The organism is Mycobacteroides franklinii (assembly GCF_001853795.1).
GTDB lineage: Bacteria > Actinomycetota > Actinomycetes > Mycobacteriales > Mycobacteriaceae > Mycobacterium > Mycobacterium franklinii.
This window is the reverse complement of the sequence record NZ_MLIK01000019.1, coordinates 1,810,821-1,837,817: the sequence shown is the minus strand read 5'-3', so window position 1 is coordinate 1,837,817 and position 26,997 is coordinate 1,810,821. Positions and strand designations below refer to the sequence as shown.

The window sequence follows — 26,997 nt, the reverse complement described above, 5'->3', positions numbered from 1 at the left end:
TTGGGGCTTGGTTCTAACGTTTCTGCCAGACGAGTTTGATGTCTGTTTGGGTCAGGTCGATCTTCTCGGTGTACATCCACCCCGATCTACTGCCGCTCTCTCTTCTCCCGTTCGGTGTGCCGTTGTAATCCTTCTGATCCGCCGAGAACGGCCAGTCCTCCAATCCGCTGTAGGAACAGTTCAGCTCGTAGGGGTCGTATCGGCAATCCATTTGCGCGGTGTCCGGCGCCGTCCAGGTCACAGTGCCGTCGACGTAGTAGTTCCCCATGCTGCGGAACCCCTGTGGGCAGTTGGGTGGATCGAGTTGCTTGGACCGCGCGCAAACATCTACCGCCGCTTTGAGCGCGCCCTGGGTTGCTTGTTTGCCCTTGTCGGACATCTGAGATTTGAGCGAGTATTGGGTGTCGGTTTCGCCCGTGGTTGCGACGCTCTTGAGTAGCGCGTCATCGGGCGGGTAGATCAGGTCGATGTTGGGACTGGAGGACCTCAAGTCGATGAATCCCGGGAACACATAAGCCTGCTGCTTTTCTTCCACTGACTTACCGAATAGCCGCGCTATCTTGATGATCTTGCTCTTGCCGCTGTTCTCGAATTTGAGTTTGGTGCTGGAATGTTGCACCTTCCACCCGCCGTCGACACGTTTGACGTAAATCTGTTCGTCAGAGGTTCTGTCTCCGAATTTTGCACTGGCGTGCACTCTGCCTGTATCTGAGGCGTCGACGACGTCGGTCTCCAGAATCTGGATGTCGGTAATCGGCCAGACGGCGATCTGCTGCTTGAGTACATCGTCGGTCAGGAAGTCCTTCGATCCTGGGGTATCGGCGCCGAACGACAGAGCACGGTTGGCGTCTCCGGCGGCGAGGGCTTCTAGGTAGCCTTTGACGGCGTCGGCGGCGTTGGTGGCCTTGCCCCCGGACGCTCCGCCTCCGGATAGCGATGAAATTACGACAATCAGCAGCACTACAGACGCGATCGCGCCGGCGCCGATTATCAGGTGCTTCCGGGGCAGGTTGGCCAACGGACCCGGGCGCTTCGGCGGCATGTTCCGACTTGCTGGCGGATGTTGCTGCTGGCCAGGTCCAGCCGGATAGGGCTGAGCCACTGGGCCAACACCGGAGCGTTCGCCGGGCCGCTGTTGGGGCGATATCCCCGAGTATGTGCTGGGCGCTGATGGCCGCGGCGAGACGGGCGATGGTGGACGCACGGGCGCGGACTTACCGAAGTTGCTGCCCGTGATGACGGTGGGTTCTTCGCCCGAGGAGCCTTGCCGTGGGTCACGGGGTGGGCGGGGTGGGCGGGGTGGCTGCGTCATTTGGCCAGTTTCCTTTCTGGTCAGCTGTTCTGGTAGCAGGCCGAACCTGTGCTCGCGATGGTCACGGGTCCTGATGAGCGCAGGTGAGCGCGTGCTCCGTCGGCAAGTACTTCCACGGAATCGGCTTGTAGCCCCAACGGGTATTCGCCGGTCAGTCGGTCAGCCACCGAGTCCAGGGCTGCCTGAATAGTGGAAGCTGATAATCCGGGGATCGGTATGGATGCGGGAATGTTGGTTATCTCAACGCCCACTTTGCCGTTGGTGATTTTTGGGGTTGCCTTGATCGGGATATCGCCCAGGGGTGTGTCGATCTTGACAGTGAATTGGCCGGCGGAGCTGTCAGTGCTAACCGATATCCGTGAGCCCAGCGAGCCGAGATTCTCCTCGATGGTCGCGGTAATCCCAGCGGTGGGCCAGGTCAGGGTGGCCTCGACTTGGCGTGCTGTCTGTGGCGTGGCGGTGCTGACGCTGGTGAAGGTCGCCTCGATTCTCAGTTGACGGGCAGCGCGGACCCGATTGCCTGCGGTGCGGATCCCTATCTCATCGATTGTTCCCGTGATGTATTGCCAGAGCATGGATTTGGATCCCAAGGCAATATCGGCGGTGTCGCCGGTAACGCATTCGACATTGTCAAGGATCAGCGATGTTGCGCTGTGTCGCACGAGCCATTCAGCACCGCCGGGTGTCACCACTATCAGCGCCACGACCGCCGCGATCAGTGGCCATCTACGGCGACGGGGAGGCTGCGGCCCGGTAGGGGGTGTCGATGTGACCATGGGAGGCGGTGCATGGTGCCCGAGCTGGGGCGGTTGCGGTGGCCTGTGGTGCGGGGGCTGATATCCGTAACCACCCACAGGCGGAAGGGGATTCGGCGGCGGCCCATACATGCCCGCAGACGGGCGCTGCTGGGGACGACGCTGAGGTGGCGGCCAGGGAGGCTGGCTGGTCATACTGTCTTGAACCTGCTCAGGCACTGGTTGGTGTCACCCAATAGTCCGGCGCGGAAGGCCAGGATGCGAGTAAACCCGGCCGGGACAGCCTTACCATTGACATCGCTTGCCACCAGACCGTTGGTCAGTAAACCGGCGATCGCCTCATCGAGATCACCAGCCGCGAGCAGAAGGCTGTTCCCGGATGGCAGTTTCACTGGTTCGGCCATCTTGCGTTGCGCTACACCGGTCAGGCACGCGGTCCTCATAGCTGCCGCCGTCGAGTCCAGGTCGTAGCCTGCTTTCTGATGCTGTAACGACAGCATGTACCGCGACATGACTATGGAGAATGCGGTGTTATCTCCTTGCACCAGCACGTGTTTGGACTCGTTGGCTGCCGAGCCCATCTCTTTGAGCTTGTCGAGATCGATCGTGATGGTGTTGGTCGATGGACAGTAGGACGCCGGCGGGGTGGCAGTGGCGCTGCTGCACGTCAACGACGTGTCGTACGAGATGGATGGTTCCTTCTCCAGTTTGAATGTCGTAGCGAGGAACTCTGCCAGCGTCTTGATGGTGTCTTTGTCGATTGAGGCTTCGGCGCCCTGGGGGCCTCCGGATTCGCCGACTTGCAGCGACATCGGCAGGTCTCCGCGACGCTCCTTGACGTTGTCGTAGTCGATGGCAGCGCAGGCCTGAGCCCCGGAGGTGAATCCCATCTGGAACGCGGTGACCCGATCCAATCCGGTCCCATGTCCGTTCTTGAGCATGTCGGAATCTTTGGGGGTGTAGACGGGATCACGGATCACGATCAGCCCTGCCAGGACATGGTTCAAGCCGTCGCCAGTGCTCAGGGCGAAGCGTGGCGACGAACCTTCGGCGACCCAACGCATGTAGGTGCCCGCGAAACAATCGGCTTGCTGCTCGGAGACGATGGTCGGGGTGAACAAGCCCACCAGGTGCGCCATCCGCTGGATCGCATGCCCATACTCGTGGGCGATGACCCCGGGGACCGAAATGTCGCCGAAATACTTCTGCCCGGCAGGCAAGAAGGCGCCACGATCCCAGGCCATCATTCGGTTTCGGTGGCAGTAGAACGCGTTCGGTTCGCCGTAGGTGGCGCTGCCACAAAGATTAGGGCTCGACGGATCGTTTGAATCGTACGAGACCAGGTTAGTGATGGCCTCGAATGAGCCTTCCTTGAAGGAGAATTCCTTCTTCCAGAATTCCTGTAGGTCGTTGACCGACAGCAGCGCCAGTTTGTCCATTGCACCGTGGTCGGTGTTATCGACCGTCCCGGAGGGGCTAGCTGCACCGGTGCGCATCCCGCTGGGCCCTTCGGTGACCACCAGACCGCCGGCCTTATTGGGGTCGAAAACGGGCGAAATCGCCTCCCCCGCCACTGTCGTACCGCTGCAAGAAGCAAGCAAAATGGCCACCGCGACGACGGCCGGTGCTGTGCGGAAACCTCGAATCAAGATATACCTTCCCTCCCGGCTGAACCGACCTCCAGCGGCGCCTGGCGCAGGCGCGCACTGTCCCCTGGACGGAATTAGTTCAGCGCATGAAGCGTACCCACTACTAGGCCCTGCATGTACCCCGCTCACGGGGGCTGGTGCACAAAAAACTGTGGGGCCTTGGTGGCTCTCCTCCACCAAGGCCCCACAGAGCTACTTCCTAACGCAAGGTTAGCCGTGCCAGCGGCCCGCGTTGGACTTGTCGGTCTGGTGCATGTCCGAGTTAGCCTGATCCACAACGGAATTCAGCTGGCTCTGGATCTGATGAACCGTGTCGGCCTGCTGGTGCCAATTCTTCTGAACCTCTTGGTACGCACCTGCGTCGTCACCCAAGTTATGGGCCAACGGCGCGACATCGTGCTGAAGGTCAGCAAGGGTCTGCGAGTAGTTGTTGGCGATACTCTTCAGTTGGTCGACCAGGGCGTTGATCTGAGCGTGGTCATATGTAATTACGTCACTCACTGCAATTTCCTCCCATTACCTTCGTGGATGTATTGGCGCTTACTGCGCGATGCCGCCGATGGAGTGCTGCTGGTTGGCAATTTCCTCCTCGACGTGCTTCCGGTTGCCCTGCATCACTTCGCCAATCATCGCGAGCGACTGATTGGTCTTGCGCATCTCTTCGTGCAGCCGGGCCACAGCCTGGTCGAAGGACTGCCGTGCGCCGCCCTGCCATACGGAGTGAGGCACGCTCTCGCACTCATTCTGAAGCCGCGTTGTCAGCGTTGAAAGTTCATCATGCCGACCATTGATATCCGACTCGGCCTTGATGATCGCCCCGAGATCCTGCTCCATTGTCATTCGATAACCTCCCTGTTCTCCCCAGGCCCGGCCAGTCACGGGTGTGACTTCCGGTTTCTGGCCGGTTTTGTCCTTACAACTACATACGATGGCCCTACCGTCAGATCGGTTCCATCTTTTTTGAAGTTTTTTTCAGCAATCTTGCTAGCTACCGGACTTTACCGCATGAGCCGTCCGAATTGCTAGTTCACAGGCCTGTTGAACATCAACATAGCTACCTTTCTCAGACTGGCAGCCAACGCCTATCCGCAGGTCACCGTCCAGAAGTACCGTCCACGCGATGTCATGGCCCTCCCGAACCTCGGTGTAGGTGACCGCCGGACGGTCCATCTTCCTGTCGTCGGCGGTGAAATCGGTGAATGATCCCGGCGGCTCCTTCTCCATAGCAGCGCGCAACGTCTCGGCCGTCGCCGCCAGCGTCTCCGTCGGCTTCACCCGCACCTGAGTCACGTGCACTATCGCCTCAGGATTCTCCGGTGATATCACCTCAACCCGCGCCGACCCGGCGCCACCTGCGGGTATCCGTCGCACCGCCCACTCGGCGGGCACCATGAGTTGCACGCGCCCCTCCACCAGCAGCGAAGTCGCCATCGTGGGCGCCGCCGGCTGCCGCGATGGGTCTGATTGCCGCTCCCGCGTGGACGCCACGGTCAACACCACACCCGTCACCACAATCGCCGCAGCCAGACCCATCGCGGCTGCCGGCCACCACCTCGGGAGCCGTGGGGCAGATCGTGCAGGCGCCGCGGGCATCCATTCGGACACTCTGGCCACGGCAGGCTCGTCAACAACCTGGTCGATGAATGCCGAACCACGGGGCGCTTGACTCATATCGCGGAACACCGAATCCGCGGTCACCTGCGAAACCCCGGGAGTCAGGCCGATCCGATCGATCGCGTCGACAATCGCCTCGCCCAAATCCTTGTCGGCGGAATCGACGAGAATCGCGGCGACGCCGGGTCGCTCATCTCGGACCACCTGCTCGACAGCGCGCCCTACCGCACGCGCAACCTCGGCTGCGCTTTTGGTCTCCCAGGACCGGTCTTCGAGATGACGAACCGTTGACGCCGGCTCACCGTCGGAACCGTGCCCCACCACGATGACCGCGACCTCGTTCGCCGACACTTCCACCACCACCAACGAGCGGCCGGACAAATCGGCGCGCACACCGCGCTCGGCCAGTGCAAAGGCCCGCGACCGCACGGTCAACGTCGCCGCCGTCATGCGCGCGGCACTGGACAACAAGGTGCGCCGTCCCGGGCCCCACGCCGTCGGATGGATCAGCACCATCGAATCGAGACGGATCGGCGCATTCCGATCGGTCAGCAGCGACTCGAACAACGCCGCCCACAGGGCGCGGGACGGGACCACCCGACCGGGCAGCAGGGCCATCTCATCGTCGAGCGCGGCCACCGCCGATCGGACATCGGAGCGCCCGGCCTCTCGAACACCACCCTCGGTTCGCGCCCGGACGGCGGTTTCGGTCACTTCGATCGCTACCCGCGGCCCAGTCTGCGGGTCGCGATCGAGAGTCACTGCGGATCGCTCCACGCGACTTGAACCAGCTGCTGACCACCCGAACGCATGACCAGCGTTCCCCGGCCCGGCGGCTGCTCGCTCGGCCGAACCGTGCCCAGCAGCACGCCCTCGTCCTTGTTACCGCTCATCTGCAGGCCGATGCAGGAGAGATCCTTCATGCGCGCCATCATCGGCTCGAACATCGCCCGGGAAGCGCCACTGGTGCGGCGCGCGATGACGACGTGCAGGCCGATGTCCTTCGAGTGCGGCAGGTATTCCGCCAACGGCAGCAGCGGGTTTCCGCTGGCCAGCGCCACTAGGTCGTAGTCGTCGACCAAGATGTAGATCTCGGGGCCGGACCACCAGGACCTGTCACGCAACTCCTGTTGTGTCACATCGGGTCCCGGCATACGCGACTTGAGCAACTCGATCAGCGCCGGCACCTCATCGACCAAGGTGTTGCTCGACATCGCGTACTTGGCAAGGTGTTCGGTCTCGACCACACCGAGCAAGGTGCGGCGGTAGTCGACGATGAAGAGTTGCACCTGCTGCGGGGTGGTGGTGCGGACGATCTCGCGGCACATGGTGCGCAAGAGGCCGGTCTTACCGCACTCGCTGTCGCCGAAGATCATCATGTGCGGCTGCTCGCCAAACTCCAGGAACATCGGAGCCAGCTCGGACTCGTTGATGCCCACGAGGATCCGCAGGTTGGGCTGATCGTTTTGCGGCGCCTGCGGAACTAGCGCGGCGTAATCGATCTTGTGCGGCAACATACGCACCTGCGGAGCTTCCGCCGAGCTGCGCTGGCGCATGCTCGCGGCGGCAGCGGCGATGGCATCACCGAGGTCTTGATTCGACGAGACGCTGTCGACACGCGGCAGCCCGATGAGCATGTGCCGGCGGTCGCGGGTGATACCGCGGCCCGGCCTGCCATCCGGAACAAGTTGTGCCAGCTTGCGGTCGAAGTCCGAGTCCAGCGGATCACCGAGGCGAAGCTCGACACGCGTACCGATCTGGTCCTTCAGGGCCGGACGGATTTCCGCCCAGCGCGATGCCGTCACGACCGTGTGCACACCGAAACCGAGCCCCTGGGCCGCGAGTGCGGTGACCTGCGGCTCGAGAGCCTCGAACTCCTGACGGACAGTTGACCAGCCGTCGATGATGAAGAACACGTCTCCGAACGGATCGCTGGCGAGCTGGGGATCACCGGCGCCCTTGCGTCGCCGGTACTCCGCCATCGAGTCGATACCGTATGCGCGGAAAGCGTTCTCGCGAGACCTGACGATCGTCAACATCTCGGCGAACGTGCGGCGAATCAGATCCGATTCCAATCGGCTGGCCACCGAACCGACATGCGGTAGTTGGGCCAGCGAGGTCAACGTTCCACCACCGAAGTCCAGGCAGTAGAACTGCACCTGAGCCGGACTGTGGGTAATGGCCAGCGACGTCACCAAGGTGCGCACAGCCATCGACTTACCGGACTGCGGCGCACCGACGATGGCGACATTGCCCGCGGCGGCGGACAAATCGACGATGTAGGGGTCGCGCCGTTGCTCGTACGGTCGGTCCACGATGCCGATCGGGACAGTCAAACTGCCCACCGCGTCGAAACCCGCGCGGCCATGACGAGGGATCAGATCGCCGAGAGTGGGCGAATCGTCCAACGGCGGCAGCCATACCTCGTGTGCCGGATTACCGTGTCCCTCAACACGATCGAGGATGGTGTCGATGACAGATCGTCCGGTGGCTTCGGACACGGCCGGTGAATCGTCTTCGACGACTTCCGTGGGACGCATCTGCAATGCCACCGGCGCCGCGGTGAAGAGGCGCGGCGCCGCACCCCCGCCGCCGGAGGACACGGCCCGGCGCGCCGGTCCGTACGGCACATACGCGCCAGACACGTAAGAGGTTTGGAATCGCGTCAACTCACCCGAGTCGTCTTTGAGGTAGCAGGAACCGGGGGTGTTGGGCAGATGATAAGCATCCGGCACGCCGATGGCGGCACGGGATTCGTTGGCAGAGAAAGTCTTCAAGCAGAGCCGATAGGACAGGTGCGATTCCAGTCCGCGTAGACGACCCTCATCCAGACGCTGCGAAGCGAGCAACAGGTGGACATGTAGCGACCGGCCCAGACGTCCGATCGCCACGAACAGCTCCGCAAAATCCGGGTGCTGGCTCAGCAATTCGGAGAACTCGTCGACGATGATGAAGAGTGCGGGCAACGGAGCGAGGGAGGCACCGGCGGCGCGGGCGCGCTCATACTCAGTCACATTGGCGAAGTTGCCCGCGGCACGCAACAGCTCCTGGCGCCGGTTCATCTCGCCGGCAAGCGCGTCCTTCATGCGGGACACCAGGTTTGCCTCTTCGGCAAGGTTGGTGATGATGGCCGCGACGTGCTGCGCTCGGTCCAGGCCGAGGAACGTCGCGCCACCCTTGAAGTCGACGAGTACGAGGTTGAGCGCATCCGGCGAATGGGTCGCGATCATGCCGAGTGTCAATGTGCGCAGGAACTCCGACTTGCCCGAACCGGTCGCGCCGATGCAGAGTCCGTGCGGCCCCATGCCGTTCTCGGCGGCTTCCTTGATATCCAGCTCCATCGGGGTGCCGTCGACCGCGATGCCGATCGGAACTCGCAGCCGGTCACGACCAACTCTGTTGCGCCACACCACTTCCGGGTTGAGCAGCCCAGGATCGCCGATGCCCACGATGTCGGACCAGCGCGTGCTGACCTCGGTCTGGATCTGAACCTCGTCGCCGCTGCCCGTCAGCACCCGGTAGGGCGCCAGTCGGCGCGCGCACGCCATCGCCTCGGTGATGGTGAGGTGATCGGGGTGGGCGAAGACCTCGGACCCGACGTTTCCCTTGGCGCCCAACCCACGTTCGGTCAGCTCCAGTTGCATGCCGCGGCGCGCGGCGAGCGGATCGACCCTGGTACCGATCTCGACGAGGGTCACCGAGTCGATGCCGTGGTCGACGATGAGGCGTTCGGAACCGATCAGCGTGCCGCTGTCGACGACGATGAGAATCTGCGGCCGATCGGGCGAGGGCTGCGCGGTCCGGGAGAACCGTTCACGCTCGGTGATCAGTGATGCCAGCGACTCCTCCACCTCACCGAGTGAGTGGTAGACCAGTCGCGATGAGCCGACGCCGTCGAAGGCACTCGGATGCTGGGAATGCGGAAGCCATTTGAGCCAGTCCCAGTGCGGTGCAGCATGCCGGTTGACCACGGCCGCGACCAGGAATTGATCGGGCCCGTGGAACATCGCGAGCTGGCAGATCATGGCGCGCAACATGCCTCGCGCCACCTCGGGCGAACCGTCGATGGTGACGGCCGCAAAACCTCTCAGGTTCAACGCGATCGGCAGCTCCGGAACCAGCGAGTGAGTCCGAACGAATCGGCGCAGCGCGACGGAGGCGACCGGCTCCAGCTCCTCGACCGGCCCGATCTCGGGTGCCACCAGCTGCGCGGCAAGTCGCTGATCGCCGGTTCCCACGCGCACATGGCAGTAGTCACTGTCGCCGGGACGCCGCTCCCACATGCGGCGGCCGCCGGCCAACGTCCAGAGCGCGGAGGGATCCGGGTTGTTCCACAGCAGGGCCTTGCGCTGAGCGCCGCCGGTGTCGGTGACGTTCTTACGCACCACTTCGAGGTACCGCAGGTAATCCTTGCGGTCCTCGTTGATTTCGCTGGTCTTGGCGCCCTTGCCCCCGCTGTTGGACACCATGCTGACCATCGAGACCATCATCATGATCGGAAAAAGCATGAACATCGGGCTGCGCATCATGCCACCGCCCGCGCCACCGCCGAAGCTCCCCGAGGTGACGAAAAAGGCGATCATGCCGACCATTGCCACCACCATGACCAGCGGCATGATCTTGGCGATAATCGGTGACGGCACCGGCCGTGGAATCTCCGGTGGCGGCTGCACATTGACCTCGCCGCCCGGCACGCGCGGCACGGCAAGCCGAGGCCGCCGAATAAAGATTGTGGTGTTCACTCGGTGCTCACCCCTGGCCCTCCGGTTCCCCCGCGTCGCATCTCGTGGCAATCTACCGAGTCCACGCTACCGTCCAGCCCACGGCGGGCTACAGGATAGGGCCGTTATATCCGGTGCCGCAACGAATTCGCCCATAAGATCGCCGCTACCGCTGGTCATCGGGTTGACGCCCGCCCGGATGCACCGAACCGCTGGCGGCGTTCAGTCGCGTTCGGCTAGTGTGCATGCGCAAAGATCAATGATCGTGGGGGCAGGCAGGGGGCACAGCATGACACATGCGCAGTCGGGCGCCGAGCAACGTTCGGCGGTTCTCGAACTGTGCCGCGTTTCCATTCAGGCTGAGCGCACTCAGGTAGACCTGGCGCTGCCGACGAGTGTTCCGCTGGCTCTCTTGGTCGGCTCGGTCGTCGACATCATCAACCAGCATGTCGGTGTCCCGGAGCTGACCAGCCCCGAAGACGCTGTGGAAACGCATTGGCGTTTGTCCCGGCCTGGTCAGCCACCGCTGCAGATGTCCAGCACCCTGGGGGAACTCGAGGTCCGCGATGGCGATCAGCTGATTCTCACCCGGTCCGACGTCGCGGCGCCGGACCCGCTGTTCGACGACGTGTTCCTCGCGGTGTCGACATTCCGTACGGTGTCGGCTCATCCGTGGAGCCGGAACGCCGCTCGGATTCTCGGCGCGACGGTATGTGGACTGTCTGCCTTGCTGGGTGCTACCGCGTTGTTGCGCGCCGGCGCCACGAACCCCGGCCTCCTCCTGCCCATCATCGCGGTGGCCATCGCGTTGGTGGCGATGACAGCCGCGGTGTTCGCGAACAGGGTGTACGACGATTCACTCGCCTCGGTGATGCTGAGTCATTGCGCCGTCGGCTTTTCGGCGGTGGCGGGCGCGCTATTCGTGCCCGGAAAGTACGGCGCTCCACATGCGATGTTGGCGCTCATGGTGGCGATGGTCGTGTCCATCCTTGCCATGCGCGCGACCGGCACCGGCACGACCTCACTGGTCGCGGTCGCCTCGGCATCATTTCTCGGATTCGCGGCGGCCTTGGGCTACGTGCTGTTCGAGCCTCCGATTTACAGCCTGGGAGCCGTGCTCGGCTCGGTGGGAATCTGTGCGGTAGCGCTTTCGCCGCGGGTGGCGATGGTCCTCGCCCGGCTCCCCCTACCCCCGGTGCCCACCCAGGGCGCACCATCTCGTCCCGAACATTCCACGGCGCCAATCGAAGCCATCGAAGGTCTGGACGGACTCGATACCGAGGGCGACGACGTGGAGGACGCCACGGCGCTGCCCCCGCTCCCCGACCTTCGCGAGAAGGCGCTGCGGGCGCATGCCGTGCTGACCGGATTGGTGTGCGGAACATCCGCTGTCACCGCCGTGGGCGCCATGCTTGCGGCGCTGACCTTCTCCGGGGCGGGCGCTCATCACCCCACTGGTGCGCATCGGTTCAGTGGTGTGGTGCTGGCCGGATTGATCGCGCTGGCGATGATGCTTCGCGCGCGGTCGCATGCCGACCTGGCGCAGACGGTGGCCATCAACCTGGGCGGCATCGCCATTCCGGTGGCGGCATTCGCGTTCGTCGCGGTCGCATATCCGGCGGGCGCGGTCTTCACCACCGTGTTGACAGCCATCGCGGCCGGATCTGCCATCGCTCTGGGTTTCCTGGTGTCGGCACGCAAGTACTCACCCGTTGCGCGTCGTACCGTGGAGATCATTGAATACATCGCGTTGTCTCTCATCGTTCCGGTGGCCGTCTGGGTGTGTGGCGTGTACAGCGCCGTGCGGGGATTGAACCTGCCATGAGCCTCGGCGTGGCCCGCCGTATCGCCACCGCTGGAGCCGTTGCGATGTTGGCGATGTCGTCACAGCTGGCGACAGGTTCGATGCACATGCTGGCGACGGCGCACGCCTTCGCCCCGCTTCCGGTCGACCCGAGCATGCTGCCCGGCCCGCGTCCCCCCGCCCCGATCGAGCCCACCGAGCAGAAGGAACTGTGCCGATTCCCGGGCATCGATCCCAAGCGCGATCTCAACAAGGTCCCCACGCAACAACGCGGACTCGACCTGCCGCTGGTCTGGCAGCTCTCCCGCGGGGCCGGTCAGACGGTCGCCGTCATCGACACCGGGGTGGCCCGCAGTCCCCGGCTGCCACCCGTGATCCCCGGCGGTGACTACGTCTTCGAGGGCGGCAACGGCACTCAGGACTGTGATGCCCACGGCACCATCGTCGCCGGAATCATCGCGGCGGCACCGGATCCCACCGGAGCAAGCGCATTCAGCGGAATCGCCCCGGATGTCAGCCTCATCAGCATTCGTCAGTCCAGTGCCAAGTTCGCGGTGAAGAACAAGGGCGGCGGCGATCGTGACGATCCCTCCAAGATCAGTGGCGTCGGAAACGTGGACACCCTGGCGATGGCGGTGCGCACCGCGGCAGACCTCGGCGCGACCGTCATCAACATTTCCGAGGTGGCATGCGCCTCGGCCAAACAGTTCCTGGACGATCGGCCGCTGGGCGCCGCACTGCAGTACGCCGTGGACGTCAAGAATGTCGTCGTCGTGGTCGCCGCCGGAAACGTCGGCGACGGGCAGTGCAAAAGCCAGAATCCCCCGCCCGATCCGGCCCGCCCCAATACTCCGGACTGGGACTCCGTCCTGGAGACCGTGAGTCCGGCGTGGTACAACGACCTCGTCCTCACGGTGGGTTCGATAGGCCCGGACGGGCAGCCCTCCAAATTCAGCCTCGGTGGCCCTTGGGTGGACGTCTCCGCTCCCGGCGAGGACATCGTCTCGCTGGACCCCAACCGTGACGCGCTGACCAACGCCTACATGGGCGACCAGGGGCCAGTCCCCATTCAGGGCACCAGTTTTTCCGCGCCGGTGGTCAGTGGCGTTGTCGCGCTGGTGCGTTCACGCTTTCCTCAGCTGAGTGCGCGCGAGGTGATGGATCGCATCAAGAACACGGCGCACCGCCCGCCCGGCGGCTGGGATCCATATCTGGGCTTCGGTGTGGTGGACGCGCTCGCGGCGGTAAGCGATGACCTGGGCACCACCAGCGACCTCTCGCGGGCCAACGCGGCCAAGAAGCTGGTGCTACCGCCTGCTCCGGCACCGCCCGACCCTCGGCCGCGACGCGTCGCACTCATCGGAATAGCGGTCTGCGCAGCATTTCTCGCTGCCGCCCTGGCGATGTTGGCACCGGTTCGCCGGCTCCGGCAGAGCCGGGAAACCCCAGAGGAGTAGCGCGACAGTCGGGACCGGCGGCGAGGCCGTTTAGGACGGCGCCTGGGTGGCCGATGTCGACGGGTTGATCGCCAGACCGGTCTTGTCGGGCGGCATGCCGTCATGCACGACGAGTGCGTCTTCCTTGCTCAACCGCGGACCCGGGGGCAGCAGCCCGACGATGGGCCACGGTGCGGGGACCGGTTCAACGGTGAGCCCCAAGGCCTTCGCGGCCTCCAGGCTCCCGATACCGAAGCGCACACCGGTGTCGAGGACGAGGTAGAGCGACTCGGCGCGCCCGGTATCCCCACCCAGGCCGGTCGAGCGGACGAAGGCGCTGTGGGCGGGCGGAATGTACGCCGTGTCGACGTTGGGGCCTTCCTTGTCGGCCTGCGCCAACACCACCGGCACCTGGTCGGTTTTCAACGGCAGCGAGCTACCCATCAAAAGCTTGGTGGAGGCATGCTCCTGGGTCTTCTCTTGACCCGGCTTCCAGCTGCTGCATAACACCGACTTCTCCGGGACGTCCACAATCTTCCCGGCGCGATCCGGAAATGTCTGCACCGCAAGCAAATTGAGGCTTGGGTGGCCCGCGATAACATCGGGCGCGACGGACAGGATGTCCTGTGCGCCCTGCGAGTCGGAGAACCTGATGAGATCCGCGGTGACCTCGTTGATGCGTTGCACCCCGCCCGCGAGCACCACGTAGTACTCGGCGGAATCCGCGCGGCTCATCTTGATGACCGACCCCACCCGAACACCCGCGGTCGTGATGGGCGACGGCGCCCCGGCGTCCGGGATGGGCGGCGGAGCGATGGCCGGCACCTCGGGAATCGCGTTCAGCACGTTCATCGAAATCGGCCTGGGCGTCACGCCTTCCAGGCGCAGCGCGCGGGTCACGGCGGGGTTGGTCAGGTCAACCGCCGCGCGCTTTCCGTCGTAGAGCAGGTACATCTGGCTGTTCACGGTCACCAGGGCGTACCGGTCCTTCGGCATCTCTTGGTTGCCGTTCTCCAGGGTCACCTTGCCGGCGATGACGGTGGTGGTGACGGTGGAGCTCGGCGGAGGCGTCGCGACGTCACACACCGTCCAGAGGGTGTCGTCACCCGACAAGGCCCCCGGAATCGATGCCGGCGCACCCGGAATCCCGACCAGCGGGCCGCGGCGCGCCTTGGCAAGCTCCGAATCCTTGACCGGCTTGGGATTCTCGTTGTTGCCGGAGATCAACCGTGCGGAGGCCAGGTTGAGCGCGGGATGAAGTGTGTCCTGGATCCGGACGTAGACGGCTCCGGTGTCCTTGCCCATCACGATGGGCTGATCACCCAACGGCATGTTCGGCCGAAAGAAGGCCAAGATCGCGCAACCCGCAACCATGACGGTGGCCAGCACGATGCCGACCACGAGTGAGCTCGACTGCGACCGCATCGGGTCGTGGATCATTCGGACGTCGCGGCGAACCAGTGCATGCTCCATGCGCCGCACCAGGAACCGGTACCCACTGACTTGCAGCCGGGTTGTCGGTTGTCGCGCCATCGTCCCCCCTCCAGGAAATACTGCGAAAATCGAATCTACGACCTAAGCGATGCCTCTAGGCCGGCCCCAAAATCTTGTTAGATCCTACGTACCGGCCACACGGCCATGCAGCCTATTGCAATACTGGGCAACCACGATAGGTTGCGGGTGGTGGCCCGGGTGGTGGCCATGGTGACCGAACGGGTCGTGCGGCGATATCCACCGCTGTTATGGCGGGACAGAAGGGGGAATGGTGACCTCGAGCGGGGCGGCTCCGGAGCAGGTGCGCCGGGCGACGATGCCGATCCAGATCATGGTGATCTCGCAGTTGCTGGTGCTCGCCGCGGTCCTGGTTTCATTGCTGTTCGGCTGGCCGTGGTGGGCTGCGCTCTTGATCGCCATCGTGTCACTGGCACTCGTCCTCGGCCGATGGGGTGGCCAGACCGTCAGGCATTGGGCAGTTACCGGGTTCAAGTACCTGACGGGCCGCACCTACCGAAGCTCGGGCAGCATCGCCGACACCCCCAGCAGCCAGGACAGCTGGACCGGGACCCGTTGGGAAAACGGCAAACTCATCACCGTCCTGGAAATCAGTGCCACCCAGCGCCACCCCTCGGTCATCACCCCGGATCACTGCGCCACCGACTCTTTGGTGCCGCTGCGCGTGCTGCGCGAGTGCATGCATCAAAACGACATCGAACTCGAAAGCATCGATGTCATCAGCAACGGTCAGCGCACCGCCCAAGGCACGGTCTTGCGGGGTGGATACGACCGGCTGGTAGGCCCGCTGCCGGCCGTCGCCATCCGCACCGTCTGGGTGGTGCTGCGGTTCGACCCCGGCGTGAACGTCGACGCGGTATTCCGCCGCGGGGGCGGCCGTCGCGGCGCGGAGAGATGCGCCGTCATCGCCACGGCACGCGTCCGGCGCGCTCTGGCCACGGCCCATTGCGCCAGCACCATCTTGCAGGCCGGCCAGATTCACCGCATCAGCGCCGAGATGCTCCGTCAGTACGCGGGCGCGCCCATGCACGAGGAGTGGAGTGGGCTCATGCTCATCGACTCCTACAACGTGGCCATGGGAATCGACCCGTGGTACATCACGGATGCCACCCTGACCGGATTGTGGGCCCGTCCGACGCTGGAAACCAGCGTGACGGTTCGGCTGCGCCCCGCCACCAAGGGCCGCACCTCGGTGGGTGCGCTGGTGAGGTGGGCCACCGACGAACAGATGCCGGTACGTCGCTCTACCGGAATGACTTCACTTAACGGCAGCCAGCGTGACGCGTTCTTCGCCGGACTTCCGGTGGGCGCCATCGGGTTGGAGTACCTGACCCGCAGCATCGAGATGAGCAACGAGGAACTCGACGGCATCCATCTGCCGACATCGGGCTGCGGTCAACTGATCGGATCCGATATGTCGGGCCGCGCCATCGCGGCGCGGCTGTCCGGACAGGGCGTACATACCGTGGTGGTACGTGCCGAGTTGTACGTCTGCCAGCAGGTGGTACTCCGAGCGGTCGCGATCGGAGCGCTCGTCGTCGTCTACACCGACCGTCCGCATATGTGGGATGTCATGGTGACCTCGATCGGCGATGCCAATCGCATCCAATTCGCCAGTGGCCCAGGATTTATCGATCCCCGATGCAGCCTGGCGGTGGTAGACGGCATGCAGCCGACCGCGTTGCCCAGCAACTGCACCGCACTGCACATCATCAGCAGCGAGTACGACGCACTCCCGGCGCGGCCCGATGTCATCATCGACCAGCCCAACGGATACGGCGATCACATTCTGCTGACCGCGGGCTCCGAGACCATCCAGGTCCGCCTCGTCACGGTGAGCGATGAGCTCGCCTACCTGGGCCGGCCGATACAGGCCTTCGCGCAGTAGCGTTTTCGTGCACTAAGGCTCGTCGCGCAGACGCTCCCGATAGGCGGCGACATGCTGCCGATTGCCACAATTGCCGGTGTCACAGAAAATCCGGGATCTGTTGCGCGACAGGTCAACCAGGACGGCATCACAGTCGGGGGCAGCGCACGTTTTCAGGCGCCGCTGTTCCCCCGTGCGCACCAGGTCAGCGAACACCATGGCGGTCTCGGCGCCGAGGCGATCCGCTAGCGGCGCATCACTGGCGGCCATGTGCAGGTGCCAATCGGGCTCCTCGACGTGCCGGGTCAGCCACGGCGACGCATGAGTATCGGCCAACAGGGCGTTGACCTGCCGCACCACGTACTCCTCGTCGTTGATATGAGCCCAGATATCTCCCAGCCGGGTTCGCAACGCCTTGACGGCCGCCAGCTCGGCGTCGTCCCCGTCCCGTCTGCCCGTCCATCCGTACCGGTCCAGCAGCGGCGGCAATGCCGCCAGATCGGGGAGCAGTTCCCGGTCGTTGCGACCGGTGTTGATCAGCTCGGCGGCCGACCGCAAACCCTGCTCCGTGTCATGAGTGAAAAGCATTTGACACCTTACATCCTTCGCCTATACCGTCATGACCGTATTCGATTTTACTCATGACATGCGGGAGGTGCGGTGAACGACAAGGCCAATTTCCGGGCCGGCGTGATTCTCGCCCTCGTCTCCGCCGCCACCTTCGGGTTTTCCGGCCCGTTCGCCAAGTCCCTCATGGCGGCGGGCTGGTCGCTGACCGCCGTGGTCACCGCGCGCCTGGCGACCGGCGCCGCGGTCATGATCGTGGCCGCTTGCATCGTGGCGCCCGGCTGGTTCTCGGAGGCCCGAAAGCACGCCAAAGTCGTTGTGCTCTACGGAATCATCCCCGTCGCCGGCGCCCAGTTCTGCTACTTCGGCGCGATCAGGCACATGTCGGTCGGGGTGGCGATGCTCCTGGAGTTTCTGAGCCCCATCTTGGTGATCGCCTGGACCTGGTTGTACACCCGGCAACGGCCGCACACCCGGGTGCTCGCCGGCGCAACCCTCGCCTTGTTGGGAATGCTGTTGGTGCTCAACATCTTCAGCGGATCTCGTGCGGAGCCCGTAGGAGTCCTGTGGGGACTGGGAGCCGCGGTATGCGCCGCGTACTACTTCATCTCTTCGCACCGTGCGGGCGGCAAGGCCGAAGGGCTGCAAACCATCACGCTGACAACGAGCGGGCTGCTGGTCGGAGCCATCGCCGTCGGCGGCTTCGGGCTCACCGGAATCATGCCGATGACCTTCTCCACCCAGGACGTGCACGTCGCCGACTGGCATGCGCCGGTGTATATCCCCATTCTTGTTCTCGGCGTAGTTACCACCGCCATCGCCTATCTCACCGGTATCGCCGCCATTGGCCGACTCAAGCCGAGCTATGCGTCGTTGATCGCCCTCACCGAGGTGCTGTGCGCCGTAATCGCAGGTTGGGCACTACTCGGGGAGACCATTGCGCCCATCCAGTACGCCGGGGCCGCCGTCATCCTCGCGGGACTGGTGCTCGCGCACCGGGGTTCAGATACCCCTTCGGAGCCCGAATCCAGCACAGCCGGACTCACAGCTTCTCTACCTGCGGGATTGAAATCACATGGCAACGACAGCGAATTATCCGTAATCTCGGTGTGTGACGCTACAACCGAATCCACGCCCAGCCAGTAAGTTGCTCACCGCCGCCGCCCGCGCGGCGGTTATTTCGGTTGCGGCCGTCATGTTGACAGCCGGGCTGGCGGTCATCATTCCCGCCACCGCATCCGCGGCCTGCCACAACGTCGAGGTGTCGTTCGCCCGCGGCCGTTCCCAGCCGCCGGGCGCCGGAAATGTCGGTGACGCGTTCATCAGCGCGCTACGCAACCGCGTCAAGGATGTCGGCGTGTACACCGTCCAGTACGACGCCAACACCGATGTGGGCGGCGGCGCCAATGATCTCAGCGCACATCTGCAGCAGACCGCGAACGCCTGCCCCGACAGCAAGTTGGTGGTCGGCGGCTACTCGCTGGGCGCCGGCGTGGTCGACACCGCACTGGGAGTGCCCGGACCGGTGCAGATCGGCAACCTCTTCTCCTTCGACAACCCGGTGCCTCCGGAGGTGGGTGACCACATCCGCGCGATTGTGACGTTCGGCAACATCGTCAATCGCTTTGCACCGGTTCAGAATCTGGCCGGCGCGTACGGCGATCGGGTGCTGGATCTGTGCAATGACGGCGATCCGGTCTGCATGGCCGGAGACAACGAGACCTGGAAATCACATACCTCGTATCCGCCCGCACTGATCAACCAGGCCGCGGATTTCGCAGCCGCCAGGGTCAACTAATCTCGGCCGGGTGACTGCCCCTCAGCTCACCCACCATCAGCTGTCGGTCAATGGAATCGACATGCATGTCGTCGAGCAGGGCGAGGGCCCGGCAGTGGTGCTGTGCCATGGCTTTCCCGGCCTCTGGTACACCTGGCGTCACCAACTGGCCGCACTGTCCGCGGCCGGGTACCGGGCCATCGCACCGGACATGCGCGGTTATGGACGCACGACAGCCCCGCGGGATGTCACCGCGTACGACCGCGCCACCACCGTCGGGGATCTCGTCGGGCTGCTAGACGCCCTGCATCTCGGAGATGCGGTGTTCTGCGGGCACGATTTCGGGGCACATCTGGTGTGGGACATGCCTGCGTGGGCTCCGGATCGAGTCCGTGCGCTCATCCAGCTGTCGGTACCACGGACCCGTCGCCTTCCGGTCACGCCGAGCGTCGGTTTCAACTACCTTGCCTCTCAGCACTTCACACATCTGGAGTATTTCCAGGAGCCGGGTGTGGCCGAATCCGAACTGGACGCACAGCCAAAGCTGTTCCTGGCCACGCTGTTCCACGCCCTCAGCGGAGCCAACCGCTATCTGGATTGCTGGGACCATCCGGCGCGGGTGGACGGGAAACGCAACCGCTACCTAGACGTACTTCCAGGTCCTCCTCCCCTGCCCTGGAATTGGCTTTCCGAGCAGGACCTCGACTACTACGCCGCCGAATTCGCGCGGACAGGATTCACCGGCGGCCTCAACTGGTACCGCGCCGAGGATCTGGTGTGGGCCCAGAACGCAGACCGGCACGACAAACCCATCGGTGTACCGGTGGCCTTCATCGCCGGTTCGGCCGACCCGGTCCTGGAAATGCTCGGCCGCGACCCGATGACCGCGATGGCCGATCTCGTTCCCGGCCTGAGATCAGTCCTGGTCATCGAGGGAGCCGGGCACTTCGTGCAAATGGAGCGCCCAGATACGGTCAACCATGCGATGGTTGAGTTCCTCGACTCGCTTCCGCCCAGGTGATGTGGCCCATACCGCACCGATATGACAACTAGGTTGACTCACCCGTAGCATTCGCCTGTGACGACGCACAGTGCTGTTTCACCTGCAGTCTCGTACATCCGGCGGCCCGGATACCTGCTTGCCGCACTGCTCATGTTCACCAGCCTGGTGGCCATTTCGCAGCCCGCACCCGCAGCAGCCGATCCGTGTGCCGCCGTGGATGTCTCGTTTGCCCGCGGGCGTGACGAGCCGCCCGGCCTCGGCCGCGTGGGCCAAGCGTTTGTCGATGCGCTCGGGCCCAAGATCGGCAGCATGAACGTCTATGCCGTGGACTACAGCGCCGGCCTGCTCTCCACCGGAGAAGGCGCGGACGACCTGCGCAACCACCTCAGCCAGGTCGCGGCGTCATGCCCCAACACCAAGTTCGTGATCGGCGGCTACTCGATGGGCGCAACCGTCGTCAATGACGTCGCAGGCAACCCGCCGCCGGACGTCGCCGGCCGGATCAGGGGAATCGCGACATTCGGGAACATCGACCGCCGCGGAGGCGCGATGACCGGCCCCCTTGCCGGACGGTGGATCGACCAGTGCAACCCCGGTGACCCGGTCTGCCAGGAAGGCGGCCGCTCGTGGACCGCGCACCAGACCTACGAGCAGACCAACCTGCCCGGACAGGCAGCATCGTTCGTGGCGGGCAAGCTGTAGCAGCGGGCACCCCACAGAAACGGCGCGCGAGAACTTCCTGAGCCGTAACATCGTGATGTGACCACGCATCAGCGGGGCACGAGGGTCGGCGTTGTCCTGAGTTACTTTGTTGCCCTGACGGTGTTTGCGCTGGCAGCGGCAAATGTTGTCGGGCTTGTCTATGCGGCGCCTCACGCGTCGGCAGATCCGTGTTCGGATGTCGATGTCTCCTTTGCGCGGGGACGCAAGGAACCTGTCGGTGTGGGCCGGGTCGGCGACGAGTTCGTCGACTCCCTGACGCCGCGCATCCAAGCCACCGGTGCCAGCATGAACGTCTACCCCGTCAACTACGACGCGGGTATCTTCTCGGCCGGAGGCGGGGCCAATGACCTGAGCAATCACCTGCAGTCGGTGGCGGCGAGCTGCCCGCGGACCAAGCTCGTCATCGGCGGATACTCCATGGGTGCCGAGGTGATCGACACGATTATCGGTGTTCCGAATGTCGGCATCGGATTCAACCGCCCACTGCCGCCTGCGGTGGGCGATCGCATCGTCGCGATCGCGACATTCGGCAATGCCACCCACCGCACCGGCGGCCCACTGAGCGGCATCGCCGGCGTATTCGGTTCGCGTGCAATTGATCTCTGCAACCAAGGAGACCCGATCTGCATGGCCGGGCCCAACAACAGCTGGGATGCCCACACGTCCTACGAGCGCACCGGATTACCCGCAGAGGCCGCGACGTTCGTCGCCTCGAAACTCAACCGGCACGGCGAAAGCGAAGCCGAGTAGTACTGGCGCACTGCCTAACTCGCGTTGACGACCTTGTTGATCGAGGCGGTGACCAGTTGATCGAACAGTGAACGATCCGGCGCGTCGCCCCCCACGGTCCTCATCCTGATCCACACGGCGTTCCCGTCCACACTCGCATATGCGGTGTACGCATCCTGTTTGAGCACCGCTCCGGGCACGTTCTCTTCGACGAGTACCAACTCATCGGCCTTAGATTGCACGCCATCCAACTGGGTGTAGGTGGTCTCGATCGAGGTACCTTCACGTGTCTCGCGCACGGACTTGCACTTGTCGAAGAACGAACGGATTTCGGCGAGAGCAGGCCGCTGCGTCACGACAGCCTCGTTGAAGTACCCACGCCCAGCTTCTCCGACAACGACACCCAACTTTGCCGCATCCACCGGCGCCGATGCATCGAACATCGACGGCCACCGGCAATCTGCGGGATCGAACGCAGCGCCCTTATCCGCCGAACCGGTGAGTTGATCCAGAATCGCCTGCTTCTCCTCGCTCTCAATCGCGGACGTGGTCAAACCCGGCGGCAGCTCGGCGGCGGTGAGGACCAAGTCCTTGGCCGCCTTGGCAGGTTTTGCCGCGGTCGTCGCGGTTGAGCTGCTGATGCTGGGTGGGACGTCCGTCTTCGCTGCGCCCCCGCACCCGGCGACACACATCATGCCCGCGACCGCGGCCACCCCGAGCCAACGTACGTTTGTCATGCCGAAAGGCTAGTCGGATGGCCTGATACGCACATCACGGGTGATCATCACGCGGGCCGCCATCTCGTCGTCCGGCGGGTAATCGACCCCGACCAGCGTCAGCCCGCGAGCCGGCGCGGCTGCGAAATCGCTTGAACGTCTTTCCTTCTTCAGCAGATCGGCACACCATTGCACCGGCCGCCTGCCCTCCCCCACCGCGAGCACCGCGCCCACCAACGAGCGCACCATCGACCAGCAGAAGGCGTCGGCGCTCACATGTGCGGTCAGTTGATGTCCGTCCGCAACCCAGTCGAATCGCTGTAGCTCGCGGATGGTGGTGGCGCGCTCACGGTGGCGGCAGAAGGCCGCGAAATCGTTCAAGCCCAACAATTCCCGGGAGGCCTGGTTCATGGCATCGACATCCAGCGCGCGGTGCCACCCCACGACATCATGGCGCTCCATGGGCAGCACACCGAACGACGCCGTGGAGAAGCGATACTCGTAGTGGCGCCTCAGCGCAGAGAACCGGGCATCGAAATGTGCCGGGGCCCGGCAGATGTCGACGACTCGCACATCGTTGGGCAGAAAACGCGACAGCCGCCGGATCAGACGATCGAACTCGGGAGCGCCAACAGGGCGGTACCGGCCGAGCAATTCGGGTAGGCATGCCGCCGGAACGTCCAGGTGCGCAACCTGACCCGTCGCGTGCACGCCCGCATCCGTGCGCCCCGCGGCATGCAACAAGACCGGCTCGCCCACAATGGTCGTGAATGCCTCACCCAGCACCCCGGCGACGGTGCGTTGATTGACCTGGGTCGCCCAACCGGCGAATTCGGTTCCGTCGTAGGCGATGTCGAGCCGTAAACGAACCAGCCCGCCACCGTCTCCGGTAGCGGGCTGGTTGTCAGAGGTGACCAAAGGTCACTCCTTCTTGTCTGTGTCCTCAGCAGCGGGAGCCTCGGCCGTGTCAGTTGCGGCGTCCGCCGCACCTTCGTCCTCGGCGGCCGCGTCATCGGCGGTGTCGGTCTCAACCTCGACAGCCTCTTCGGCAGGAGCCTCGGCCTTCTTCGTCGACGCGACCCGGCGGGCCCGGTCGGCCTCGGAAGTGACCGTCTTCTCCTTCACCAGTTCGATGATCGCCATGGGCGCATTGTCGCCCTTGCGGTTCTCGACCTTGATGATGCGGGTGTAGCCACCGTTGCGATCGGAGTAGAACGGACCGATCTCCTCGAAAAGGGCGTGCACGACGTCCTTGTCACGGATCTTCTTGAGCACCTCGCGCCGGTTGTGCAGATCGCCCTTCTTGGCGTGGGTGATCAGCTTCTCGGCGTAGGGCCGCAGCACGCGGGCCTTGGTCTCGGTGGTCTTGATCCGGCCGTGCTCGAACAGCGCGGTGGCCAAGTTGGCGAGGATCGCCTTCTGATGTGAAGACGACCCACCGAGCCGCTGACCCTTTTTGGGCTTGGGCATTGCAACTATCTCCTATTCGGGGCCGGCCCCCGTATCAGGTAGGGCCGGGACGGATCCGGGCGGGCGAAGCCCCGGGGTTATATGCCCAGTTAGAGCTGTTCGGTTTCGGCGAAGTCCTGATCGCCATCGAAGTCGTACGAGCCGGTGTCAGACCAGGTTCCCGTGGCGACGTCGTATCCGGCGACCTCCGACGGATCGAAGCTGGTCGGGCTGTCCTTGAGCGACAGACCCAGCTGGTGCAGCTTGATCTTGACCTCGTCGATGGACTTCTGGCCGAAGTTACGGATGTCCAGCAGGTCCGACTCGGTGCGGGCAACCAGCTCGCCGACGGTGTGCACACCCTCGCGCTTGAGGCAGTTGTACGAACGGACGGTCAGGTCCAGGTCCTCGATGGGCAGCGCGAACGAGGCAATGTGGTCTGCCTCGGCCGGCGACGGCCCGATCTCGATACCTTCGGCCTCGACGTTGAGCTCGCGTGCCAGCCCGAACAGCTCGACCAGCGTCTTGCCGGCCGAAGCCAGCGCGTCACGCGGGCCGATCGAGTTCTTGGTCTCGACGTCCAGCACCAGCTTGTCGAAGTCGGTGCGCTGCTCGACACGGGTGGCCTCGACGTTGTAGGTCACCTTGAGCACCGGCGAGTAGATGGAATCGACGGGAATGCGCCCGATCTCGGCACCCGAGGCCTTGTTCTGCACGGCCGGGACGTAACCGCGACCACGCTCGACGACGAGCTCGATCTCCAGCTTGCCCTTGTCGTTCAGCGTCGCGATGTGCATGTCGGGGTTGTGCACGGTCACACCGGCGGGCGGCACGATGTCACCAGCGGTGACGGCGCCCGGTCCCTGCTTGCGCAGGTACATCGTGACCGGCTCGTCCTCCTCCGAGGACACCACGAGGCTCTTGAGGTTCAGGATGATGTCGGTGACGTCTTCCTTCACCCCGGGAACGGTGGTGAACTCGTGCAGCACACCGTCGATCCGGATGCTGGTGACGGCCGCGCCCGGGATGGACGAGAGCAGGGTGCGCCGCAGCGAGTTACCCAGGGTGTAGCCGAATCCCGGCTCCAGGGGCTCGATGACGAAGCGCGACCGGTTCTCGGCCAGCGTCTCCTCGGACAGGGTGGGTCGCTGAGAAATCAGCATTCTTTGTGTATCTCCTTCTCGGCACCCGCTATTTGATGCCGGTCAGTGGACTTGTAGCAGGATCGCTACAAGCGATTACTTGGAGTAGAACTCGACGATCAGCTGCTCGGTGAGCGGCACATCGATCTGCGCGCGCTCGGGCAGCTGGTGCACGAGGATGCGCTGGCGCTCGCCGACAACCTGCAGCCAGCCCGGGATGGGCCGATCGCCCGCGGTCTCGCGTGCGACCTCGAACGGCAGGGTGTTCAGCGACTTCGGCTTGATGTCGATGATGTCGTACTGCGACACCCGGTAGCTGGGCACGTCGACCTTCACGTTGTTGACGGTGAAGTGGCCGTGGCTGACCAGCTGGCGAGCCATCCGGCGGGTACGTGCCAGGCCGGCGCGGTACACGACGTTGTCGAGACGGCTTTCCAGGATCTGCAGCAGCTGCTCACCAGTCTTGCCGGAGTGCCGGTTGGCCTCGGCGTAGTAGCGGCGGAACTGCTTCTCCATGACGCCGTAGGTGAAACGGGCCTTCTGCTTCTCCTGCAGCTGTGTGCGGTATTCGCTCTCCTTTACCCGCGCGCGGCCGTGCTGGCCGGGGGGGTAGGGACGCTTCTCGTACGCGCTGGAACCACCGACCAGGTCGACACCCAGACGACGGGACTTGCGAGTGACGGGTCCGGTATAACGAGCCATTAGTTCTTTACCTCTCTAGCCCTAGACCCGGCGCCGCTTGGGCGGACGGCAGCCGTTGTGCGGCTGTGGGGTGACATCGGAAATCGCGCCCACCTCGAGGCCGGCGGCCTGCAGCGAGCGGATGGCGGTCTCACGGCCGGAGCCGGGACCCTTGACGAACACGTCGACCTTCTTGACACCGTGCTCCTGCGCCTTGCGGGCCGCGTTCTCGGCGGCCAGCTGTGCGGCGAACGGGGTCGACTTACGCGAACCCTTGAAGCCGACGTGACCCGAGGACGCCCAGGAGATCACGTTGCCCTGGGGGTCGGTGATCGAGACGATCGTGTTGTTGAACGTGCTCTTGATGTGCGCAGCACCGTGCGGGATGTTCTTCTTTTCCCGGCGACGAGTCTTCTGCGTCTTCTTGGGGCCGGAAGCCGCGCCCTTCTTTGCTGGTGGCATGCTGGTTTACCTGGCCTTCTTCTTGCCGGCGATGGTGCGCTTCGGTCCCTTGCGGGTACGCGCGTTGGTCTTGGTCCGCTGACCGCGCACCGGCAGGCCACGACGGTGGCGCAGGCCCTGGTAGCAGCCGATCTCGATCTTGCGGCGGATGTCGGCCTGTACCTCGCGGCGCAGGTCACCCTCCACCTTGAGAGAGGCTTCGATGTATTCACGCAGCTGCGTCACCTGATCATCGGTCAAGTCCTTGCTGCGCTGCTCGGGGCTGATGCCCGTGGCGGCCAGGATCTCCTTGGAGCGGGTCCGGCCGATGCCATAGATATAAGTGAGCGCGATTTCCATACGCTTATCGCGCGGTAGGTCAACGCCTACGAGACGTGCCATGCGGCAGTTCCTCTTTCATTCAACGAAGGTCTGTTCCCAGTCCGCCCCCTCTAGGTTGGGGCCCCGGCCTCCGTTCCGGGGGTGTCTGACCGGCGTACCCGGTCAGTGGTTCTGGGAGGTCATCATTCAGTTATGTAGCTGGTCAGCCAGGTTCCTTGCGGAAGTCCTGACTAGCCTTGCCGCTGCTTGTGGCGGGGGTCCTGGCAGATCACCATGACCCGCCCGTGCCGGCGAATGACGCGGCACTTGTCGCAGATCGGCTTGACGCTCGGGTTTACCTTCACGTTCCCAATCCTGTTCTTCTGTTACTTGTACCGGTAAACGATCCGACCGCGGGACAGGTCATAGGGAGACAACTCCACTACCACTCTGTCCTCGGGCAGGATGCGGATGTAGTGCTGCCGCATCTTGCCGCTGATGTGGGCAAGTACCTTGTGTCCGTTCTCCAGCTCAATGCGAAACATCGCATTGGGCAGGGGTTCGACCACCCGGCCCTCGACCTCGATGGCTCCGTCTTTCTTAGCCATATCCTCCGCGATTCTGATTGCCTGCTCCGGCTGTCGCCGGCATGACACGGCAAACACTCACCGACCTCGAACGTGAGCCGGTGACAGGAAATTCCAGGACAGGGCACGCAGACAGTCGGCACGTAAGCCGCACCGTTGGTCAAGGATACCCGTGTAACGCCGCCAAACCA

The 26,997-nt window shown here is 64.2% G+C and carries 26 protein-coding genes; 8 read left to right on the top strand and 18 right to left on the bottom strand.

The window, feature by feature from the left end; genetic code table 11:
* Positions 1-13 precede the first annotated feature (13 nt).
* From BKG76_RS16560 to eccCa, 7 genes are all read right to left on the bottom strand, one after another.
* The gene (locus BKG76_RS16560) at positions 14-1,042 is read right to left on the bottom strand and encodes a DUF4878 domain-containing protein (RefSeq protein ID WP_070938568.1); all 1,029 of its coding nucleotides are present in this window, start codon (positions 1,040-1,042) and stop codon (positions 14-16) included.
* A gap of 290 nt (positions 1,043-1,332) precedes the next feature.
* Positions 1,333-2,088 carry an LmeA family phospholipid-binding protein gene (locus BKG76_RS16555; RefSeq protein WP_165611522.1) on the bottom strand — a complete coding sequence of 252 codons (756 nt, stop codon included), beginning with the start codon at positions 2,086-2,088 and terminating at the stop codon, positions 1,333-1,335.
* A gap of 170 nt (positions 2,089-2,258) precedes the next feature.
* Entirely contained in the window at positions 2,259-3,716 is a 1,458-nt protein-coding gene (locus BKG76_RS16550) for a neutral zinc metallopeptidase (protein ID WP_236737576.1), read from the bottom strand.
* A gap of 210 nt (positions 3,717-3,926) precedes the next feature.
* Complete coding sequence (locus BKG76_RS16545) at positions 3,927-4,217, bottom strand: WXG100 family type VII secretion target (protein ID WP_236737575.1); 291 nt, start codon at positions 4,215-4,217, stop codon at positions 3,927-3,929.
* A gap of 39 nt (positions 4,218-4,256) precedes the next feature.
* A complete protein-coding gene (locus BKG76_RS16540; protein WP_083338062.1) occupies positions 4,257-4,556 on the bottom strand; it encodes a WXG100 family type VII secretion target in 300 nt (99 codons plus the stop codon).
* Between the two features lie 144 nt (positions 4,557-4,700).
* Positions 4,701-6,092 carry a type VII secretion-associated protein gene (locus BKG76_RS16535; protein WP_070938565.1) on the bottom strand — a complete coding sequence of 464 codons (1,392 nt, stop codon included), beginning with the start codon at positions 6,090-6,092 and terminating at the stop codon, positions 4,701-4,703.
* Positions 6,089-10,072 carry a type VII secretion protein EccCa gene (eccCa, locus tag BKG76_RS16530; RefSeq protein WP_070938564.1) on the bottom strand — a complete coding sequence of 1,328 codons (3,984 nt, stop codon included), beginning with the start codon at positions 10,070-10,072 and terminating at the stop codon, positions 6,089-6,091. The genes BKG76_RS16535 and eccCa overlap by 4 nt, the downstream gene beginning before the upstream one ends.
* A gap of 268 nt (positions 10,073-10,340) precedes the next feature.
* Between eccCa and eccD the strand changes: the two genes are divergently transcribed.
* Both eccD and mycP read left to right on the top strand, forming a co-directional pair.
* Positions 10,341-11,876, top strand: a complete 1,536-nt coding sequence (gene eccD, locus BKG76_RS16525) for a type VII secretion integral membrane protein EccD (protein ID WP_070938563.1) — start codon at positions 10,341-10,343, stop codon at positions 11,874-11,876.
* Positions 11,873-13,312 (top strand): type VII secretion-associated serine protease mycosin, encoded by a 1,440-nt coding sequence (gene mycP / locus BKG76_RS16520; protein WP_070938562.1) that lies wholly within the window; start codon positions 11,873-11,875, stop codon positions 13,310-13,312. Before eccD ends, mycP begins: the two co-directional genes overlap by 4 nt.
* Before the next feature lie 30 nt (positions 13,313-13,342).
* Here the strand turns inward: mycP and eccB are convergent, their stop codons facing one another.
* Positions 13,343-14,824 carry a type VII secretion protein EccB gene (eccB, locus tag BKG76_RS16515; RefSeq protein ID WP_070938561.1) on the bottom strand — a complete coding sequence of 494 codons (1,482 nt, stop codon included), beginning with the start codon at positions 14,822-14,824 and terminating at the stop codon, positions 13,343-13,345.
* 232 nt (positions 14,825-15,056) lie between these two features.
* Here eccB and eccE point away from each other — a divergent pair, with 232 nt between their 5' ends.
* On the top strand, positions 15,057-16,691 hold the full coding sequence (eccE, locus tag BKG76_RS16510) for a type VII secretion protein EccE (RefSeq protein ID WP_070939295.1): 1,635 nt from the start codon (positions 15,057-15,059) through the stop codon (positions 16,689-16,691).
* A 12-nt stretch (positions 16,692-16,703) separates the two neighbouring features.
* Here eccE and BKG76_RS16505 read toward each other — a convergent pair whose 3' ends face one another.
* The gene (locus BKG76_RS16505; RefSeq protein WP_070938560.1) at positions 16,704-17,258 is read right to left on the bottom strand and encodes a CGNR zinc finger domain-containing protein; all 555 of its coding nucleotides are present in this window, start codon (positions 17,256-17,258) and stop codon (positions 16,704-16,706) included.
* Between the two features lie 72 nt (positions 17,259-17,330).
* Here BKG76_RS16505 and BKG76_RS16500 point away from each other — a divergent pair, with 72 nt between their 5' ends.
* From BKG76_RS16500 to BKG76_RS16480, 5 genes are all read left to right on the top strand, one after another.
* The gene (locus tag BKG76_RS16500; RefSeq protein WP_070938559.1) at positions 17,331-18,383 is read left to right on the top strand and encodes an EamA family transporter; all 1,053 of its coding nucleotides are present in this window, start codon (positions 17,331-17,333) and stop codon (positions 18,381-18,383) included.
* Between the two features lies 1 nt (position 18,384).
* Complete coding sequence (locus BKG76_RS16495) at positions 18,385-19,035, top strand: cutinase family protein (protein ID WP_070938558.1); 651 nt, start codon at positions 18,385-18,387, stop codon at positions 19,033-19,035.
* A 10-nt stretch (positions 19,036-19,045) separates the two neighbouring features.
* The gene (locus tag BKG76_RS16490; protein WP_070938557.1) at positions 19,046-20,035 is read left to right on the top strand and encodes an alpha/beta fold hydrolase; all 990 of its coding nucleotides are present in this window, start codon (positions 19,046-19,048) and stop codon (positions 20,033-20,035) included.
* Positions 20,036-20,167: 132 nt separating this feature from the next.
* Positions 20,168-20,719, top strand: a complete 552-nt coding sequence (locus BKG76_RS16485) for a cutinase family protein (RefSeq protein WP_070939294.1) — start codon at positions 20,168-20,170, stop codon at positions 20,717-20,719.
* Positions 20,720-20,776: 57 nt separating this feature from the next.
* The gene (locus tag BKG76_RS16480) at positions 20,777-21,490 is read left to right on the top strand and encodes a cutinase family protein (protein ID WP_070938556.1); all 714 of its coding nucleotides are present in this window, start codon (positions 20,777-20,779) and stop codon (positions 21,488-21,490) included.
* A gap of 14 nt (positions 21,491-21,504) precedes the next feature.
* Here BKG76_RS16480 and BKG76_RS16475 read toward each other — a convergent pair whose 3' ends face one another.
* From BKG76_RS16475 to infA, 9 genes are all read right to left on the bottom strand, one after another.
* A complete protein-coding gene (locus BKG76_RS16475; RefSeq protein WP_070938555.1) occupies positions 21,505-22,206 on the bottom strand; it encodes a hypothetical protein in 702 nt (233 codons plus the stop codon).
* 9 nt (positions 22,207-22,215) lie between these two features.
* Complete coding sequence (gene truA / locus BKG76_RS16470; protein WP_070938554.1) at positions 22,216-23,103, bottom strand: tRNA pseudouridine(38-40) synthase TruA; 888 nt, start codon at positions 23,101-23,103, stop codon at positions 22,216-22,218.
* 3 nt (positions 23,104-23,106) lie between these two features.
* Entirely contained in the window at positions 23,107-23,655 is a 549-nt protein-coding gene (rplQ, locus tag BKG76_RS16465) for a 50S ribosomal protein L17 (RefSeq protein ID WP_070938553.1), read from the bottom strand.
* An 89-nt stretch (positions 23,656-23,744) separates the two neighbouring features.
* On the bottom strand, positions 23,745-24,797 hold the full coding sequence (locus tag BKG76_RS16460) for a DNA-directed RNA polymerase subunit alpha (RefSeq protein ID WP_070938552.1): 1,053 nt from the start codon (positions 24,795-24,797) through the stop codon (positions 23,745-23,747).
* 75 nt (positions 24,798-24,872) lie between these two features.
* The gene (gene rpsD, locus BKG76_RS16455) at positions 24,873-25,478 is read right to left on the bottom strand and encodes a 30S ribosomal protein S4 (RefSeq protein WP_070938551.1); all 606 of its coding nucleotides are present in this window, start codon (positions 25,476-25,478) and stop codon (positions 24,873-24,875) included.
* Positions 25,479-25,499: 21 nt separating this feature from the next.
* Positions 25,500-25,919, bottom strand: coding sequence for a 30S ribosomal protein S11 (gene rpsK, locus BKG76_RS16450; protein WP_070938550.1), 420 nt, complete (start codon positions 25,917-25,919; stop codon positions 25,500-25,502).
* 6 nt (positions 25,920-25,925) lie between these two features.
* Positions 25,926-26,300, bottom strand: coding sequence for a 30S ribosomal protein S13 (gene rpsM, locus BKG76_RS16445; RefSeq protein ID WP_030096736.1), 375 nt, complete (start codon positions 26,298-26,300; stop codon positions 25,926-25,928).
* Positions 26,301-26,470: 170 nt separating this feature from the next.
* Positions 26,471-26,584 carry a 50S ribosomal protein L36 gene (gene rpmJ / locus BKG76_RS24500; RefSeq protein WP_003886927.1) on the bottom strand — a complete coding sequence of 38 codons (114 nt, stop codon included), beginning with the start codon at positions 26,582-26,584 and terminating at the stop codon, positions 26,471-26,473.
* A gap of 21 nt (positions 26,585-26,605) precedes the next feature.
* Positions 26,606-26,827 (bottom strand): translation initiation factor IF-1, encoded by a 222-nt coding sequence (gene infA, locus BKG76_RS16440; protein ID WP_003418601.1) that lies wholly within the window; start codon positions 26,825-26,827, stop codon positions 26,606-26,608.
* Positions 26,828-26,997: the final 170 nt, after the last annotated feature.